Source organism: Ruegeria sp. YTSA144, from assembly GCF_059610125.1.
Genome location: NZ_JBXWNA010000001.1, coordinates 1,319,144 through 1,334,359, shown reverse-complemented (window position 1 = coordinate 1,334,359; position 15,216 = coordinate 1,319,144). Strand labels below are relative to the sequence as shown.

Genomic DNA, 15,216 nt, shown 5'->3' with positions numbered 1-15,216 from the left:
AAGGGAACTCCCATCTGGAAAAACTAGCCTCCGTCGCTTACCCATGAGGCAAAGGGACGTCAACAGCCGCGAAAGGCCAGCCCAATGAGCAGCGATCATTACACACCGCCTGTGAACCCCCTGCCACCGGTCGTGGTGGCGCTGGTTCTGTTCATCATCGGCATTGAGCTTGTCTTCACGTTGGGCGCGCGGGGGCTGGTCGGGGGGCCAGCGGCAGTCGGCTGGCGCCTGGACGCGATACAGCATTATGCCTTCTCGGCGGATATTTTCGACTGGATGGTGCTGAACGGGCGTTGGCCGTTCGACCAAGTGATCCGGTTCGTGACCTATCCCTTTGTCTCCGCCAATTTCACGCAGGCGGTTTTTGTCTGCGTCTTTGTGTTGGCGATGGGCAAGATGGTCGGAGAGGTATTCGGGGGCTTTCCCATGCTGCTGATCTTCGTCGTCTCGGGGATTGGCGGTGCGTTGACCTATGCCGTTCTCCTTGATCCTCGCTATCCCCTGATCGGAGGGTTCCCACCTGTTTACGGGCTGATCGGAGCATTCACGTGGTTGTTGTGGCGCAAACTGTCGCTTGTGGGGGCAAATCAGGCAAGGGCGTTCCAACTGATCGCCGTTCTGATGGGCATACAGTTCCTGTTTGGTCTGATCTTCGGCGGCAACGCGGAATGGGTTGCTGATCTGGGCGGGTTTGCCACCGGCTTTGGCATGTCATTTCTGGTGGCGCCGGGGGCCTGGGCCCGAATTGTCGGGCGCATCCGCCGTGATTGATCAGGACCGGCGCAAGGCGCGTTTGAACTCTGACAGTTTGAACGCGCCCAGGACATGACCCAGGCAGAAATACGAAACGGCGGCGACCACGATCAGGGTCAAAAGCGCAAGATAGCGCCAGCCGGGAATGTCCAGCGTCCAACCATAAAAGTGGGTCGCTGCAAACAAGACCGCGCCCATCCCGACCGAGGCCAGAACGATCCGGCCCGCACGTGCCCTGAAACGGTCATCGAAACGCGCTTCTTCGCCCATGCGACGTGCGCCGATCGCCAAAAGAACAACCATGGCCCAGCCGGCAGTTGACGCGGCAATCGCAGGGGCGATCCAGCCCACCAGCGGAAACAGGCCAAACGCCAGTGCCGCGTTCACCACCATTGCGACCACCGCATATCGGAACGGGGAACGCGTATCCTCGCGTGCAAAGAAAAGTGGTTGCAGCAATTTTTGCAGCATGAATGCAGGCAGACCGATGCCATAGATCGCGACCGCCAGCGCTGTCGCAGCGGTATCCTCGGGGCTGAACTGTCCCCGTTCGAACAGCACCGAAACCAGCGGGTTCGGGATGATCAGGAACGCCACGGTCGAGGGCAGCGTCAACAGCAGCATGAATTCCCCGGCGCGGGAAAACGCGTTGCGGGCTCCTTCCTTGTCGTCGGCGCGCAGACGGCGGGACAGGTCGGGCAGCAGGACAATGCCAATGGCGATTCCGACCACACCCAAAGGCAGTTGATACAGGCGATCCGCGGCAAACAGCCAACTCACGGCTTTTTCAGTTTTGGACGCCACCAATTGCCCCACCACCAGATTGACCTGAGTAACACCCATGGCCAAGGCGGCCGGAACCGCGATGCGGACCATCCGGCGCATCTCGGGCGTCAGGTGGGGCAGGCCGGGGCGTATGCGGATACCGGCACGCTCGGTCGCTACCCAGACCAGTACCAGCTGCGCGACGCCGGCGACCGGAATGACCGAGATCAGCCATCGTATCACCTCACCGCCCGAGAAGGCCCCGGCGATCAGCGCGGTGCAGGCAAAGATGTTCAGCAAAACAGGTGCCGCTGCGGCCGCGGCGAACCTGCCGGTTGCGTTCAATACGCCCGAGAACAGGGCCGCCAAGGACATGAAAAGGATATACGGGAACACGACATAGCCATAGTCCACGGCCAGATCGAACCGTTCATCGCCATAAAACCCTTCGGCTGTCAGCCACACTAGGCCGGGCATGAAGACCATGGCCAGCCCGACCAGCGCCAGAACGGCCACGGCCAGCAGGTTGAACGCATCCTGCGCGAAGCCCTGTGGATTCTCATCCGCTTCCAGCCGTTTCGAGAACATGGGCACAAAGGCTGCGTTAAACGCGCCTTCGGCAAAAAATCGGCGGAACATGTTCGGCAGGCGAAAGGCCGCCACGAAAGCATCCATCACCGGCCCGGGGCCGATGAAGGCGGTCAGCAGAATTTCCCGCAGAAACCCCAGTATTCGACTGGCCAGCGTCCAGAAACCGACCGTGAACAGGCCCGAGACCAAGCGTATTTGCTTCATGACGCTGCACGCTCGGCGCCTTCGGTGATTGCCTTGCGCAGCTTGGCCTCGAGCCCACGTTGCTTGCTTTCCGAATGGTACTTCAAGCCGAACATATCCTTGACGTAAAACGTATCGACCACCTGTTCGCCATAGGTCGCGATCACCGCATTGGCGATGTAAACATTGGCTGCGGCGAGGGTGCGGGTCAGATCAAACAGCAGGCCCGGCCGGTCGCGGGTGTCCACTTCGATGATCGTGTAAATTTCAGAACCGTCATTGTCGAAGGTAATATGCGTCGGGACGTTGAAGGCACGCTCGCGTTTCTTGATCTTGTCGCGGGATTTCAACGCCTCCTTCGCAACGACTTCGCCGCGCAGTGTCTTGTGGATCATCTGCGTCAGACGTGGCAGGCGCGAGGCTTCAAACGGGTGCCCTTCGGCGTCCTGAATCCAGAAGGCATCGGTGACATAGCCGTCTTTGGTGGTATAGCTGCGCGCATCCACGACATTCGCGCCGACCAGGGCCAGCGCGCCGGCAATGCGGGCAAAGATACCGGGGTGATCGCCCATCGCAAAACAGGCTCGGGTTGCGTCGCGATCCTCGTCCGGTTGCAGGCGGATCTCCATCGCGCCGGGGTCGCCGCTTTGTTCCAGCGCACGCAGCATGTTCGCAAACTCGACATGTGTAGCCAGATTGAGACCCTGCCAATACGGGTCGTAGTGGCGCCCTGTCTCGGATTTGAGGTCGGCCTTGGACCAGGCTGCCAACTCGGCGCGCAGGGCTTTTTTTGCCTCGGCCCCGCGATTGGCGCGGTTGAGGTCCTCCATCCCGGTTTCCAGCGCGCGCTTGGTTTCAGCGTGAAGGGCACGCAGCAGCGTGGCTTTCCAGTTGTTCCAGGTATTCGGCCCCACGCCGCGAATGTCGCAGACGGTCAGAACGGTCAACAGGTCCAGTCGTTTGACTGTTTGGACTGCTTTGGCAAAATCACGCACTGTGCGGGGGTCTGAAATGTCACGTTTCTGTGCCATGTCGGACATGAGCAGATGATAGCGCACCAGCCATTCCACCGTCTCCGAATCCGCTTTGTTCAGACCCAATCGTGGCGCGACCTTGCGTGCGATCTGTGCCCCAAGGATCGAGTGATCCTCGGGTCGTCCTTTGGCGATATCATGCAGCAACAGGGCGACATACAGCACCTTGCGATTGACCCCACCTTGCAGAATCGACGATGCAAGAGGCAGGGATTCAATCAACTCTCCGCGTTCGATCTGGGCCAGGTTCACGATGCACTGGATGGTATGCTCGTCCACCGTATAGCTGTGGTACATGTTGAACTGCATCATTGCCACGATGGGCTCGAACTCGGGCAGGAAGGCGGACAGCACACCCAGTTCGTTCATCCGCCGCAAAGCCCGTTCCGGATTTCCGTGTTTCAGCATCAAGTCCAGAAAGATGCGCCGCGCCTCTTTGTCGTTGCGCATTTCGTCGTCGATCAGATGCAGATTTGCCGCCACCAGACGCATGGCATCCGGATGGATCAGCATTCCTGTTCGCAAGCCTTCTTCGAACAGGCGCAGAAGGTTCACTTTGTCGGACAGAAATTTGTCAGGGTCTGCTACGTCCAGACGGCCGTGAACAACCTTGTATCCGGCTTTGACCCGCCGGCGTCTGCGGAAAATGCGCTCCAGCAATGGCGCGCCTTTCACGTGCAGCGCCTCAAGCTTTGTCAGAAAAATCCGCGTCAACTCGCCCACACGTGTGGCTTCGCGGAAATAGCGTTGCATGAATACTTCGACCGCACGGCGACCGGCTCGATCCTCATAGCCCATGCGCGCTGCGACCTCGACCTGCATGTCAAAGGTCAGCTGTTCGGTGGCGCGGCCTGTCACCAGATGCAAATGCGAACGAACGGCCCAAAGAAATTCTTCGGCCTGAACGAAGGTCTTGAACTCTTCCGGGGTGAACAGACCCAAAGGCACAAGTTCGGCCACGTCCTGAACGCCATAGATGTACTTTGCAATCCAGTAGAGGGATTGGAGGTCGCGCAACCCCCCTTTGCCTTCTTTCACGTTGGGTTCGACCTTGTATCGTTCCCCTTGTTTCAGGTGCCGTTCATCGCGTTCATTCAGCTTGGCTTCGATGAATTCCCGTTCGGTTCCCTTGAACAGCTCGGTTTTCAGCCGTCGCTCAAGCTCGTCGGCCAGCGCCTTGTCGCCCGCCAGATAGCGTTGTTCAAGCATTGCGGTACGGATCGTGAAATCCTCGGTGCCCAGCCGAAGGCAGTCTTTGATCGTGCGCGAGGAATGCCCGACCTTGAGCCTGAGATCCCAAAGGATATAAAGCATCGATTCGATGACGCTCTCGGCCCAGGCGGTGATTTTGTAGGGGGTCAGAAACAGCAGATCGACATCGGAGGACGGCGCCATTTCACCGCGCCCGTACCCGCCAACGGCCAGAACAGCGATCTTTTCACCCTGAGTTGGTGTCGCAATCGGATGCAGGCGCGTGCTGGAGACCAGCATCGCGGTTCCGACCAGCTGGTCCGTCAGGTAGGTATAGGAACGGGTCAGCGCGCGCGCGTCGAACGGACGCTCGCTGAAGGCATCGGCAATGGCTTTGCGACCCGCTTTCTGAGCGTCGCGCAGAATGCGCACTGTTTCAGAGCGCATTTTGCTGTTGTCAGAGCAGGTCTCGAACACCTCGGCCAGCGCATCATTGACGCTGACGCTGTCAAAGATGTTTTCGGCAGGGCAAATCAGCGCGCCATCCGGCGCCATGGTCTCGCCCGATCGCTCAGAAACCGGCACCAGAGAAGCTTTGCGGGGCAGGGTCAATCACAACCACCTGTTTATTCTGAATCGTCGCTACGGCAAGGCCGCGTTCGTTGGTGCCGTTTGGACGCAGGCGGAAGATACCGCCAACGCCCTGGAAACCGGCATTCTGAGTTAAGGCAGCACCGGTCAGGGCATTGGACTTGCCCTGACTGACCAAGGCACCGATCGCCGCTATGCCGTCATAGGCCAGACCGCTGATCGGGTGAGGCGCTTCGCCATACGTCGCGTTGTACCGTTGACGATAGGCTTGTGCTTTGGATGGGTCGGGCAGGGCAAACCACCCCCCCTGCACGCCCGGCAGTTCCAGCGTCTGCGGTGGGATATCCCAACGGGTCAGGCCGATGAATTGTGTCGTCGCGGGTGAAACGCCGGCCTCAGGCAGCAATTGCGAGAAAAGCGGCAAGGCACCCGCAGTCGTGGCCGTCATGAAAATCGAGTCCGCCCCTGTCGAATCGACGGTGGCCTTGATGGTGGGAACCGAGTTGATGACACCCTGTTGCGACCGGTCATATCCGACGGTTCCGGCATTGTTGACGCGGCTGTTTGCCAGAGCATTGGCGATGGCAGATTGTCCCACTTGCCCCGCAGCATCATTGCTGTGCACGATAACCATGTTTGCTTTGCCTTGCCGACCTGCGAAACTGACCAGCCGGTTGGCGGTGTTTTCAAAGGTCGGCCCAAGCACGAATACGTTGCCACCCGCAATGCTGGTGTTGTTCGAGAACGAAAGAACATTGACGTTTTTGTTCAGCACCGCCAGTCCGGCAGCGTTTGCCGCCTGGGCGTAGACAGGGCCGACGATGATCTTGGCCCCTTCGGCAACGGCCTGCTGGGCCACCGCCGTCGCCGTGGTTGGGTTTCCTGCGGTATCGTAAACACGCAGGTCGATTTTGACGTTGGGCAGATCGGACATCGCCATACGGGCCGCGTTCTCAAGGCTCTGCGCCAGCGCGGCGTCGCCCGAGCGGGGAACCAGCAAAGCAACCGGAACAGGGTTCGACGTGTCAATCGAAGGGCCACCCCCAACGCCGCCGGGTTCACAAGCGGCCAGAAATGCTGCTGTCGTCAGGGCAATGGCGGCTTTCGCCAGCTTGCTTACGGGCTTGCAAACGGTAAACATCTAAATGAAAACTCCCTGATCCGGCGGCTGTGATTGCTTCTGTTCTGTTGCGCCGCGATAATAAACGTCACGCTGTGAGGGTCCAGCTTTGAATTTCCAAAAGATCAGATTGGCTGCGGGCCTGTATTTTGTTGCCACTCCGATCGGAGCCGCGCGCGATATTACGCTCAGGGCGCTGGATGTTCTGGCATCGGCTGATGTGATAGCGGCGGAGGACACCCGGAGCCTGCGGCGGTTGATGGAAATCCATGGCATCCCGCTGGAGGGTCGGCATATCCAGGCCTACCATGATCACAGCGGCGCCGGGGCGCGTGGCAGACTTATGGATGCCCTGGCACAGGGGCAATCGGTCGCCTATGCATCCGAGGCGGGTATGCCACTGATCGCTGATCCGGGATATGATCTGGGCAAGCAGGCGGCCGAAGCCGGGCATATGGTGACCTGTGCGCCCGGGGCATCCGCCGCCATAACAGCGCTGACCCTGGCGGGTCTGCCTACGGATTCATTCTTTTTCGCAGGTTTCTTGCCCAATGCATCGGGCGCACGCCGGACCCGGATTGAGGCGTTGAAAAACATACCAGGCACCTTGGTGTTCTATGAATCCCCGAAACGCGTCTCGGCCAGTCTTGCAGATCTTGCCGAATGCCTGGGGGCAGACCGTCAGGCGGCTTTGTGTCGTGAACTGACGAAAAAGTTCGAAGAAATCCGCCGTGGAAGCCTTGCCGATCTGGCAACTGATATTCAGGAAAAACCGGTGAAGGGCGAGATTGTTCTGCTGGTAGACCGCAGCCATTCGCAAAGTGTTAACGAAGCCGACGTAGAAGAGGCTTTGAAGCGAGCTTTGGAAACCCACTCGGTTCGGGACGCAGCGGATCTTGTTTCAGAAATGTATGATCTGCCGCGCCGTCCGATCTACCAGAAAGCTCTGAAACTGGGAAAGGGATGACATGGGGCGGCGTGCAATTCAGGGCTTGGTTTCCCATCAGGCGGGGCAGTCGGCTGAACTTCGGGTCGCCACGGACTACGAGCGCCGGGGCTTTGCAATTGCGCATCGCCGGTGGCGGGGCGCCGGTGGCGAAATCGATCTGATTGCGCGGGACGGTGACGGGCTTGTGTTCATCGAGGTCAAGAAAAGCTCCAGTTTCGAAAAGGCTGCGGCCCGGATCAGTCAAAGACAAATTGACCGAATCTGTGCTTCAGCCGCGCAATATCTGGAAAACGAACCGGGTGGACAGCTGACAGATGTCCGTTTTGACGCGGCACTGGTCGATGGCACTGGCGCGGTTCAAATCATCGAAAACGCCTTCGGTCACGCCTAAGCCCCATTGAACCCTCAGGCCTGCTGGGCCATGTATCTTGCGTGAAACTGAGGGACACGCCATGAAAATCGCCTTTCAAATGGACCCGATCGGGGCCGTGGACATCAACGCCGACAGCTCATTCCGTCTGGCGGAAGAGGCGCAGGCGCGCGGTCATTCGTTGTTTTTCTATGGGCCGGATCAACTGGCCTATCAGGAAGGTCGTATCACGGCGCGTGGCCATGACATGACCGTACAGCGGGTCGCCGGCGATCCGGCGGTTCTGAGCCCCGAACGTGAAGTTGACCTGGCGGATTTCGACGTGGTCTGGCTGCGTCAGGATCCACCCTTTGACATGCATTACATCACGTCGACCCATCTGCTGGACCGCCTGAAAGGGCAAACGCTGGTGGTCAACGACCCGTTCTGGGTTCGGAACTATCCTGAAAAGCTGCTGGTTCTGGATTTTCCCGACCTGACCCCGCCGACAACGATTGCCCGTGACATAAAAACGATCAAGGCGTTCAAGGAAAAGCACGGCGACATCATCCTCAAGCCGCTTTATGGCAATGGCGGCGCGGGCGTGTTCCGACTGGATGCCAATGACCGCAACCTGACCTCTCTGCACGAGCTGTTCACGGGGTTCTCGCGCGAGCCTCTGATCGTGCAGAAATTCCTGCCGGATGTCAGCAATGGCGACAAGCGGGTGATCCTGGTGGATGGCGAACCTGTCGGCGCGATCAACCGGGTGCCGGCCGCGGGCGAAACGCGCTCAAACATGCATGTGGGCGGTCGCCCGGAAAAGATCGGTATGTCACAGCGTGATCTGGAGATCTGCGCCGCCATCGGGCCGCTGCTGAAAGAAAAAGGTCAGATTTTTGTCGGGATCGACATCATTGGCGACTACCTGACCGAGATCAACGTGACCTCGCCCACCGGTATTCAAGAGCTGGAACGGTTCGACGGCGTGAACATCGCCGAGAAGATCTGGCAGTCGATTGAAGCCAAGGTCTAAGCCATGACCCGGGCGCTGATGCGAAAGCTCAGCGCCTCTGCCACATGTGGTCTGCGGATGTCGGCTGAACCGTCCAGGTCGGCGATCGTCCGCGCCACCCTCAGGATGCGGTGAAAGGCACGTGCCGATAACCCGAACTGATCGGCTGCTTTCAGCAACACCGCTTTTCCTTCGGCGTCAGGTGTTGCGATCTGTTCCAGAACCTTGCCTTCGGCGTCGGAATTCTGGCGCAGGTTTGGCATTCCCCGAAACCGCTCTGCCTGAAGGGCGCGGGCGTTTTCAACCCGCGCGGCAACTGTCGCCGAGCTGTCGCCGGATGGGGGCAGATCAAGATCGGTGAAGCCCACAGGCGGAACTTCGATCCGCAGGTCGAACCTGTCCATCAGGGGCCCCGAGATACGGTTCAGATAGTCCTCGCCGCAGCCGGGTGCGCGAGAGCAAGCTCGTGAGGGATCCGTCAGGTAGCCGCATTTGCATGGGTTCGCAGCGGCCACCAGCATGAAACGGCAGGGGTATTTCACATGGGCATTGGCCCGCGCCACCATGACTTCGCCGGATTCAATTGGCTGGCGCAGGGTTTCCAGAACCGTACGCGGAAATTCGGGGAACTCATCCATGAACAGCACGCCGTTATGCGCCAGTGAGATTTCACCGGGCTTGGCGCCTTTGCCGCCGCCGACAATGGCTGCCATCGACGCCGTATGATGCGGTTCCCGAAAAGGACGGGTGCGGTTGATGCCGCCTTCGTCCAGCAACCCGCACAGGGACTGGATCATCGAAGTTTCCAACGCTTCGACCGCCGTGAGCGGAGGCAAGATGCCCGGAAGCCGTGCAGCCAGCATGGATTTGCCCGATCCCGGCGTACCGATCATGATCAGATGGTGACGTCCGGCTGCCGCGATTTCCAGGGCGCGCTTGGCACGTTCCTGTCCCTTTACATCGCGCAGATCCCGCATGCTGGGCGTCAGATTCACCTCGCCGGGTTGTGCCGCTGGCAAAGGGCACTGTCCCGAGAAATGGCGGACGACATCGCCCAGGGAACCCGCGCCGATAACCTGAGTGGCGTCGACCCATGCCGCTTCGGCGCTGGAGGCTTTGGGACATAGCAACATGCGATCCTCGGACGCTGCCGTCATGGCCGCGGGCAGGGCGCCGACAACAGGCACCAAAGAGCCATCAAGCGACAACTCTCCCAGTGCAACCGTTCCTTCGGCGGCATCGGCCGGGATGATTTCGAGCGCAGACAACAGCGCGACCGCGATGGGCAGGTCGAAGTGGCTGCCTTCCTTGGGCAGATCCGCAGGAGACAGGTTGATCGTAATTCGTTTCGAGGGCAGGGCGATGGCCATCGCACTCAGCGCGCTGCGGACACGGTCGCGGGCTTCGGATACGGCCTTGTCGGGAAGGCCCACGATGGAAAAGGCCGGCAAGCCGGGCGATACGGCACATTGAACCTCGACCGGGCGGGCTTCGACCCCTTGAAAGGCAACAGTGTGGGCGCGGGCAACCATGGCAGTCCTGTTCTTGGTTAACAGAACGTTGCTGCCATGGTTGTGGTTTAAGAGTCGTTAACGGTTGCGCGCAAGGCAGCGAATTTGGGCCACGCGTCGGGATCTGCAACGGTTTTGTCGCGGCAGAACGGATTGCAGAAGCCCCAGCATTTGCCGTCCAACTCCAGAAACTCCACGACGGGTTTGCCGGAATACGGGCAAACTTGGTTGATTGACGGGCCGGAGACCGGCTTGGCGGTTGAAACCCCTCCGATCGGCCAGGGCTTGGACGGCAAGTCCTGACGATAGGGAAAAGGGTCGTATCTGACGGTCAGGCCCATTGCGCGCCATTGTCTGACGGCGGGGTCTGACAACAGGTCCAGGCAATAGGTTCGGTTGGCCCTTGAAACTGGCAGTCCATATCCGATGATCCGCGCTGCGACAGGTGTGTAAAACACGTCCGCCAGCGAATACGCGCCAAACAACGGGCCTTGTTCCGCACCGGACACTGTGCGCGCACGGTCCCAGAGTGTTTCGATACGCGCCAGATCTGCCAGTGTTTCATCCGATGGGTCGAAACCCTGCCAGACATGCAGCAATTGCATCGGGCATTCGCCTCGTAGGGCACCGAACCCTGCCACCATCTCGGCGCACAGCCAGCGGGCGGTTGCCCGGGCGGCGGGATCTGATGGCCACAACCCGGCATCAGGGTGGTGCTCGGCCAGGGTTTCAGCCATGGCCAGGCTTTCGCCGACCACAGTTCCTTCCGGCAGGCGCAGGGCGGGCACAAGTCGAGCCGGAGCCAGGGGAGCCATATCCTGTGTCATGGTGCCCGAATACAGGCCAATCATGTGGCTTCTATGGGGCAGGTTGAATTTCTCAAGCATCAGCCAGCCACGCATTGACCAGCTGGAGAAGAGGCGGTCGCCGATATACAAATCATATGTCATACGCAGACGATGCCGCAGGTCCACAGCCCGGTAAAACAGTGATTTGTGCGGGGTCTGTTCACGGAAGGTGATTGATTGTACCGACGGACCACCTACCTGCGTCGATCAGGATATCCGTCACCGACAGGTTGTCGACTCGGTGTGAAAAAGTCTGTTGTCCATCCAGATCAAGGGCGCGCTGTACCTGGGTGAGGATAACGCCGAAATGCGCAACGATGACCAGATCGCGGCCTGAATGTGCTGAAACAAGCGTGTCGATCACCGCGTCGACCCGATTGCGGACCTCGTTCCAGCTTTCACCTTGCGGCGGGCGGACATCGCCGGGGTTGTCCCAATAGGCAAAGGCCAGTTCCGGGTCTTCTGCTTCGATTTCGGCAAATCCGCGCAACTCCCAGCGACCAAAATGGATTTCCCGCAAGCCCGGGTGATGAGGAAGACGTTGACGTTGGCCTTGGATGGCCGTTGCCGTGTCAACTGCCCGTGACAGATCGGACGAGATCACAAGCGCCTCGGGCGGCAAATGGTCGTGCAGCCGGTTCAGTGCGGCTGTATCGCTCAGGTCAGCGGGCAGGTCGGACCAGCCGACCATGGTTTTCGCATGTGTCGGCCCGTGTCGGACAAGGTGAAGACGCGTCACGGCAATTGTCCTTTCAGAACCAAAGGCAACCCGGCGGTGATCTGCACCACCAGATCGGCCTGCGCTGCAAGCGCGATGTTCAGCCGCCCCTGGGCTTCGCGAAACCGCCGGGCCAGGGCGTTGTCCGGGACAATACCGTGGCCAACTTCGTTCGAGACCATCACGATTTGCGCCGGGCATGCGCGCAATGCTTCAAGCAGGGCGGTTTGTGCGGCTTCCAGATCGGTTTCGGCCAACAGGTGGTTGCTCAGCCACATGGTGGCGCAGTCAATCAGGCAAATCTGATCGGGCGACAACGTGGCCAGAACCGGCCCCGGATCGAAGGGCTCTTCAATCGTGGTCCAACCGTCGCCGCGTTGCGCGAGATGGCGCTCGACCTTCTGGCGCATCTCGTCATCAAACACTTGTGATGTCGCAAGATAAACTTGGCTTTTCCCCCGAGAAACAACGAGTTCTTCGGCGAAAACCGACTTGCCCGACGCGGCCCCGCCCAGAACCAAGGTTAAATCCGGCGACACAATACTTACCTATAGTTGATCCGATTGGTGCTGTTTTGCGTAAAGGTCATAGGTCGGCAAGGCAAGTCTGACCAGTACCTGCAAACAGGGGAGAGGTTTATGGCACTGGATAATGCGACGGACTTTTCGATGTCCCGGCAAGCAATGAAGGCCGAGTTGCTGGATGCGGAAACTGAACTGAAACTGGCTTATGCCTGGCGTGATGAGCGTGATGAAAAGGCGTTGCACCGTCTGATCACCGCCTACATGCGTCTGGCGATTTCGATGGCGGCCAAGTTCAAGCGCTATGGCGCGCCGATGAATGATCTCATTCAGGAAGCGGGCCTTGGCCTTATGAAGGCCGCGGACAAGTTCGATCCGGATCGCGGCGTGCGTTTTTCGACCTATGCCGTTTGGTGGATCAAGGCAAGCATTCAGGATTACGTGATGCGGAACTGGTCGATGGTTCGGACCGGGTCAACCTCATCTCAGAAATCGCTGTTCTTCAACATGCGCCGTGTTCAGGCCCGGCTGGAACGGGAAGCCGCCACCGAAGGTCAGGAACTGGACCGTCATCAGTTGCATCAGATGATCGCCACGGAAATCGGCGTGCCGCTGCGCGACGTTGAGATGATGGAAGGCCGCCTGTCCGGCTCTGATTTTTCGCTGAATGCGGTTCAGTCCGCTGATGAGGATGGGCGCGAGTGGATCGATGCCCTGGAAGATGACCGCGAACAGGCAGCCGAGGCCGTTGAGCACAGCCATGATACCGAACAATTGCGCAAGTGGTTGTTGACGGCGATGAGTGCCTTGAATGATCGCGAGCGTTTCATTGTGCGCGAGCGCAAGCTGCGAGACCCCGCTCGAACCCTGGAAAGCCTTGGAACAGAGCTGGGCCTGTCCAAAGAACGTGTGCGACAGCTTGAGGCCGCAGCCTTTGCGAAGATGCGCAAGAACCTTGAAGCCCAGTCGCGCGAGGTGCAACACTTCCTCGCATGAAACAGTTTGCGATTCTTGCGTGTGTTCTTGGTCTTACGGTTGCGACAACGCGACCGGGACTGGCAGAAAGACTTGTTCCTGCTGATGCTATGTCCGTGATGCGGGATGCTGATGTCGTGATATTGGGAGAAGTTCACGACAACCCGACGCATCATCTGGTGCAGGCCGAAGCTCTCGAGGCTGTTTCACCCTCGGCCGTCGTCTGGGAGATGGTCACCGAAGAGGGCGCGCAAAGGCTCGCGCAGAAAGCTGTGTCCAACCCAGAGGAGCTGAGCCGCATTCTGAAATGGGCTGAAAGTGGCTGGCCTCCGCTCAGCATGTATTATCCGGTGTTCGAGGCGTCAGGCGCGCCGGTTTACGGGGCCATGGTTCCGCGTGCTGCCGCGCGTGCCGCGATGGAACGCGGGGCCGCCACGGCGTTGGGTGCAGACGCGGCGCGTTATGGCCTGACGGTGCCTCTCTCGCCCGAGGAACAGGCCGCGCGCGAGGCCGACCAGTTGGCGGCGCATTGCGATGCGCTTCCGGCTGAAATTCTGCCCCAGATGGTTGCGATCCAGCGCCTGCGCGATGCTGTGCTGGCCCGTGCGGTTGTGCGTGCGATGGACGAAACCGGGGGTCCGGTTGCCGTGATCACCGGAAACGGTCATGCGCGAAAGGATCGGGGCATACCGACCTATCTTTCGCGCCTCAAGCCAGGTTGGAAAGTCGTGGCCGTCGGACAATCCGAAGATGGAGCGATCGAAGGAGAATTCGATATCGTGATTGACAGCCCTACAGCCGAGCGCGAAGACCCCTGTGCGGCCTTTCAGGTTCAGAATTAATCGCTGGAACTACCTGCGGGCCTTGCCTAATGTCGGGGCCGACCGGGACAGGAAGGGCTGAACATGCTGTCATCCAAACGCATTCTGCTGATTATCGGTGGCGGAATCGCGGCCTACAAGTCGCTGGACCTGATCCGCAGGTTGCGCGAGCGTGGCGCGGACGTAACCCCTGTATTGACGCGCGCCGCGGAAGAGTTCGTGACGCCGCTGTCCGTATCGGCTCTGGCAGGTGAAAAAGGCTTTCGCGATCTGTTTGACCTCACCGATGAGGCCGAGATGGGGCATATTCAACTGTCCCGCTCTGCGGATCTGATCGTTGTGGCCCCCGCAACGGCGGATCTGATGGGCAAGATGGCCGCAGGGCTGGCCAACGATCTGGCCTCGACCCTTCTGATGGCCACGGACACGCCCGTTCTGTGTGCGCCCGCGATGAATGTGCGGATGTGGACCCACCCGGCAACACAGCGAAACCTGAAGCAGTTGCAAGCGGATGGCGTGCGCTTTGTGGGCCCGAACGAAGGCGACATGGCCTGTGGTGAATACGGCCCGGGGCGCATGTCCGAGCCGATGGAAATTGTTGCGGCAGTTGAGGCTCAGTTGTCTGCGGGGCCTTTGGCGGGCAGGCGAGTGCTGGTGACGTCCGGCCCGACGCATGAACCGATAGATCCGGTCCGGTATATAGCCAACCGGTCGTCCGGGGCTCAGGGTGCGGCCGTGGCTCGGGCGCTGGCGGAATTGGGGGCCGAGGTGATCTTTGTGACCGGCCCCGCAGATGTGCCACCCCCGGCGGGCGTGCGGGTCGTACCTGTCGAAACCGCGCAACAGATGTCTGATGCGGTTGATGCGGCTCTGCCCGTCGATGCCGGAATATTCGCGGCTGCGGTCGCGGATTGGCGTGTCGCCAGCGCGTCGGACAAGAAGCTGAAGAAAAGCCGCGATGGCCTGCCGGTACTGGAATTCGCCGAAAACCCGGACATTCTGAAACGTGTTTCCAGGATGGAAGCGAACCGTCCGCCGTTGGTTGTCGGTTTTGCGGCCGAGACCGACAATGTGGTCGAACACGCCACAGCCAAGCGCCTGCGCAAAGGCTGCGACTGGATCGTCGCCAACGATGTAAGCCCTGCAACAGGCATTATGGGCGGGTCAGAAAATGCGGTCATCCTGATTTCGGACAACGGGGCCGAGGAATGGCCCCGCATGGGCAAAGACGAAGTTGCCCGGCGTCTGGCGGCGAAAATTGCGGACGCGTTGGCAGGCTGA

14 protein-coding genes are annotated in these 15,216 nt (G+C 59.8%); 7 read left to right on the top strand and 7 right to left on the bottom strand.

What is annotated here, in order from left to right; genetic code table 11:
- Positions 1-84: 84 nt before the first annotated feature.
- Positions 85-771: a rhomboid family intramembrane serine protease gene (locus AC2FF8_RS06695; protein WP_496879238.1), complete on the top strand. Its 687-nt coding sequence runs from the start codon at positions 85-87 to the stop codon at positions 769-771.
- Here the strand turns inward: AC2FF8_RS06695 and murJ are convergent, their stop codons facing one another.
- The 3 genes from murJ to AC2FF8_RS06680 are packed head-to-tail and all read right to left on the bottom strand — an operon-like array spanning position 772 to position 6,249.
- Positions 772-2,313 carry a murein biosynthesis integral membrane protein MurJ gene (murJ, locus tag AC2FF8_RS06690; RefSeq protein WP_496879237.1) on the bottom strand — a complete coding sequence of 514 codons (1,542 nt, stop codon included), beginning with the start codon at positions 2,311-2,313 and terminating at the stop codon, positions 772-774.
- The gene (locus tag AC2FF8_RS06685) at positions 2,310-5,129 is read right to left on the bottom strand and encodes a [protein-PII] uridylyltransferase (RefSeq protein ID WP_496879236.1); all 2,820 of its coding nucleotides are present in this window, start codon (positions 5,127-5,129) and stop codon (positions 2,310-2,312) included. Before AC2FF8_RS06685 ends, murJ begins: the two co-directional genes overlap by 4 nt.
- Positions 5,089-6,249 (bottom strand): penicillin-binding protein activator, encoded by a 1,161-nt coding sequence (locus AC2FF8_RS06680; RefSeq protein ID WP_170346400.1) that lies wholly within the window; start codon positions 6,247-6,249, stop codon positions 5,089-5,091. Before AC2FF8_RS06680 ends, AC2FF8_RS06685 begins: the two co-directional genes overlap by 41 nt.
- An 88-nt stretch (positions 6,250-6,337) precedes the next feature.
- Between AC2FF8_RS06680 and rsmI the strand changes: the two genes are divergently transcribed.
- The 3 genes from rsmI (at position 6,338) to gshB (ending at position 8,562) form a co-directional block, all read left to right on the top strand.
- Positions 6,338-7,195 (top strand): 16S rRNA (cytidine(1402)-2'-O)-methyltransferase, encoded by an 858-nt coding sequence (rsmI, locus tag AC2FF8_RS06675; RefSeq protein ID WP_170346401.1) that lies wholly within the window; start codon positions 6,338-6,340, stop codon positions 7,193-7,195.
- 1 nt (position 7,196) lies between these two features.
- Positions 7,197-7,568 (top strand): YraN family protein, encoded by a 372-nt coding sequence (locus AC2FF8_RS06670; RefSeq protein WP_170346402.1) that lies wholly within the window; start codon positions 7,197-7,199, stop codon positions 7,566-7,568.
- 61 nt (positions 7,569-7,629) lie between these two features.
- Positions 7,630-8,562 carry a glutathione synthase gene (gshB, locus tag AC2FF8_RS06665; RefSeq protein WP_496879235.1) on the top strand — a complete coding sequence of 311 codons (933 nt, stop codon included), beginning with the start codon at positions 7,630-7,632 and terminating at the stop codon, positions 8,560-8,562.
- On the opposite strand, the gene AC2FF8_RS06660 is transcribed toward gshB, so the two are convergent.
- Genes AC2FF8_RS06660 through cobU form a run of 4 tightly spaced genes read right to left on the bottom strand, consistent with a single transcriptional unit; the run spans position 8,559 to position 12,157 of the window.
- Positions 8,559-10,073 carry a YifB family Mg chelatase-like AAA ATPase gene (locus AC2FF8_RS06660; RefSeq protein WP_496879234.1) on the bottom strand — a complete coding sequence of 505 codons (1,515 nt, stop codon included), beginning with the start codon at positions 10,071-10,073 and terminating at the stop codon, positions 8,559-8,561. The genes gshB and AC2FF8_RS06660 overlap by 4 nt on opposite strands.
- Positions 10,074-10,120: 47 nt before the next feature.
- Positions 10,121-11,002 (bottom strand): glutathione S-transferase, encoded by an 882-nt coding sequence (locus AC2FF8_RS06655; RefSeq protein ID WP_496879233.1) that lies wholly within the window; start codon positions 11,000-11,002, stop codon positions 10,121-10,123.
- 58 nt (positions 11,003-11,060) lie between these two features.
- Positions 11,061-11,639 (bottom strand): histidine phosphatase family protein, encoded by a 579-nt coding sequence (locus AC2FF8_RS06650; protein WP_425078916.1) that lies wholly within the window; start codon positions 11,637-11,639, stop codon positions 11,061-11,063.
- Positions 11,636-12,157, bottom strand: coding sequence for a bifunctional adenosylcobinamide kinase/adenosylcobinamide-phosphate guanylyltransferase (cobU, locus tag AC2FF8_RS06645; protein ID WP_425078915.1), 522 nt, complete (start codon positions 12,155-12,157; stop codon positions 11,636-11,638). Before cobU ends, AC2FF8_RS06650 begins: the two co-directional genes overlap by 4 nt.
- A 99-nt stretch (positions 12,158-12,256) precedes the next feature.
- On the opposite strand from cobU, the gene AC2FF8_RS06640 reads away from it, so the two are divergent.
- The 3 genes from AC2FF8_RS06640 to coaBC all read left to right on the top strand — a co-directional run bounded on the left by AC2FF8_RS06640 (position 12,257) and on the right by coaBC (position 15,216).
- Complete coding sequence (locus AC2FF8_RS06640; protein WP_170346408.1) at positions 12,257-13,135, top strand: RNA polymerase factor sigma-32; 879 nt, start codon at positions 12,257-12,259, stop codon at positions 13,133-13,135.
- The gene (locus AC2FF8_RS06635; protein WP_496879232.1) at positions 13,132-13,956 is read left to right on the top strand and encodes a ChaN family lipoprotein; all 825 of its coding nucleotides are present in this window, start codon (positions 13,132-13,134) and stop codon (positions 13,954-13,956) included. Before AC2FF8_RS06640 ends, AC2FF8_RS06635 begins: the two co-directional genes overlap by 4 nt.
- A 63-nt stretch (positions 13,957-14,019) precedes the next feature.
- Entirely contained in the window at positions 14,020-15,216 is a 1,197-nt protein-coding gene (gene coaBC, locus AC2FF8_RS06630; protein ID WP_496879231.1) for a bifunctional phosphopantothenoylcysteine decarboxylase/phosphopantothenate--cysteine ligase CoaBC, read from the top strand.

Bases quoted from the DNA above. Each gene is read 5' to 3' on its own strand.
- coaBC (WP_496879231.1), top strand. From the start codon at position 14,020: ATGCTGTCATCCAAACGCATTCTGCTGATTATCGGTGGCGGAATCGCG.
- murJ (WP_496879237.1), bottom strand. From the start codon at position 2,313: ATGAAGCAAATACGCTTGGTCTCGGGCCTGTTCACGGTCGGTTTCTGG.
- AC2FF8_RS06680 (WP_170346400.1), bottom strand. From the start codon at position 6,249: ATGTTTACCGTTTGCAAGCCCGTAAGCAAGCTGGCGAAAGCCGCCATT.
- AC2FF8_RS06670 (WP_170346402.1), top strand. From the start codon at position 7,197: ATGGGGCGGCGTGCAATTCAGGGCTTGGTTTCCCATCAGGCGGGGCAG.
- AC2FF8_RS06655 (WP_496879233.1), bottom strand. From the start codon at position 11,002: ATGACATATGATTTGTATATCGGCGACCGCCTCTTCTCCAGCTGGTCA.
- AC2FF8_RS06660 (WP_496879234.1), bottom strand. From the start codon at position 10,073: ATGGTTGCCCGCGCCCACACTGTTGCCTTTCAAGGGGTCGAAGCCCGC.
- gshB (WP_496879235.1), top strand. From the start codon at position 7,630: ATGAAAATCGCCTTTCAAATGGACCCGATCGGGGCCGTGGACATCAAC.
- AC2FF8_RS06640 (WP_170346408.1), top strand. From the start codon at position 12,257: ATGGCACTGGATAATGCGACGGACTTTTCGATGTCCCGGCAAGCAATG.
- AC2FF8_RS06695 (WP_496879238.1), top strand. From the start codon at position 85: ATGAGCAGCGATCATTACACACCGCCTGTGAACCCCCTGCCACCGGTC.
- AC2FF8_RS06635 (WP_496879232.1), top strand. From the start codon at position 13,132: ATGAAACAGTTTGCGATTCTTGCGTGTGTTCTTGGTCTTACGGTTGCG.